At 37.0% G+C, this 1,723-nt stretch carries 2 protein-coding genes; both read right to left on the bottom strand.

The features are described 5' to 3' along the window. Nucleotides 1-78: 78 nt before the first annotated feature. Nucleotides 79-1,023: an IS3 family transposase gene (locus tag I2D69_RS19875; protein ID WP_313722190.1), complete on the bottom strand. Its 945-nt coding sequence runs from the start codon at nt 1,021-1,023 to the stop codon at nt 79-81. Then, nucleotides 978-1,655, bottom strand: a complete 678-nt coding sequence (locus I2D69_RS19880) for a helix-turn-helix domain-containing protein (protein ID WP_195698868.1) — start codon at nt 1,653-1,655, stop codon at nt 978-980. Before I2D69_RS19880 ends, I2D69_RS19875 begins: the two co-directional genes overlap by 46 nt. Between the last annotated feature and the right edge of the window lie 68 nt (nt 1,656-1,723).

The following is a 1,723-nucleotide window of genomic DNA, read 5'->3' on the forward strand; positions in this document are numbered from 1 at the left end:
TGAACCGCTCCCCGTCAAGTAGACAATTGAAAAAATATAAATTTTTCCTGCCAGCAGAAATTTATCTGCTGGCAGTTTTTATGCGGCTTGCAAGTAAATTTCGTGTTTTTCCATTGGTGTTAAAATTCCGAGATTCCTTTGTAAGCGTTTATTGTTATAGTAATCTATATAATCTTCGATCATTTTTACGAGAGTACCTCTATCAGTGAATCGTTTTCCATAGTATCGCTCTCTCTTCAAAATCCCCCAAAAGCCTTCCATTGGTCCATTGTCGATACATTTAGCAACTCGCGACATGCTTTGTATTATTCCAGCATTTACAAGTTTTGTATGAAATGTCCTGTTCGTATATTGGAATCCCCTGTCACTGTGAAACAGTGGCTGCGCACCAGGATTTCTAAGTAAAGCATTGTCTACCGTATCAAACACCAAAGCATTGTTGTTCTTATCACGAATAACATACGAAACAATCCGTCTATCATATAGGTCCAGTATTGCACTTAGATAAACTTTATGCTTTTCAATCCCAATATAATAATGGAATTCTGTCACATCAGTGAGCCATTTTTCATTTGGTGCTTTGGCAGTGAACTCCCGATTAAGTATGTTTTCAGCTATATACTGAGGGTTTGCAGCCTGTCTTGTGCATCCGTTGTTAGAATACTTGATAGTTGATTTTATATTAAGTTTACGGCAAATGCGTAGCACACGTTTATCGTTTATATCAATACCATGATATCGTTCCAAATCATCTCTGATCCTTCGATAGCCTTTATCCGGTGAGTCTGTGTGAATCTTTTCTATCTCGTCAGCAATAAACCTATTCTTTTGCTCGCTTTTGGGAATTTCTCTGTGTAGCCATTTATAATAAGCTGCTCTAGAAACATTACCAAGTTTGCAAAGTGCAGCAACTGAATAATTATGATCTTCATGTTCTTCTTTGATTGCCTGATATATATGTTCATGACGGACCAGGCTTAGCCCCGCCTCCTCTCTATTTCTTCGAGTTTTTTTAAAAAAGATGCCTCCATTTCAGCACGTTCTTTCTCTGCTTTTAAAATTTTAACTTCAGCACGCAGCTTTTCTAATTCACTCATCTCATCGGGACGTTTTCGTTTGCCACGGTTATCTCTTAAAGCTTCTACTCCACCAGCTTCATATTTGACTATATAATTGCGAGCCTGTTGATAGGACACCTGGTATTGTTCTGCTGTTTTGGCATAATTACGATTATGTGCGATACAATACTGTACTATTTCAACCCGTTCTTCAAAAGTGGTTTTTCTTCCTTTGGTCATGATAATGCTTCCTCCTGTTCCAGAAGATTTTAATTCTTCATGACCATTATACTTCTTTATCCAGATTTGTAACTTAGCTTTTGAACGGATTCCGTATTTTTTGCAAATATCATCTTGAGAACCATAGCCTGCTAAATAATCTACGACTGCTTGTTGTTTCAATTCTTTGGAATATTTTTTATTCCCTTTCAATGTGAATGCATTTGCGCCCATAGATTCATAGTTTCGAATCCATTGTTGGACAGATGCGAGACTTACATCAAACATATCGGCAATTCGCCGTTGACTTTCTTTTCCATCCAGATATAGATTTACAGCATATATCTTATCCGCAACAGATACTTTTCTTTTAGACATAAAATATGCTCCCTCCTAAGTGACAAGTTTTTATTATTTCACTTGTCTACCTAGAAGGGAGCATATCA

The sequence above is a fragment of the Ruminococcus sp. D54t1_190329_F1 genome, from assembly GCF_015551645.1.
Classification (GTDB): domain Bacteria; phylum Bacillota; class Clostridia; order Lachnospirales; family Lachnospiraceae; genus Blautia_A; species Blautia_A faecis.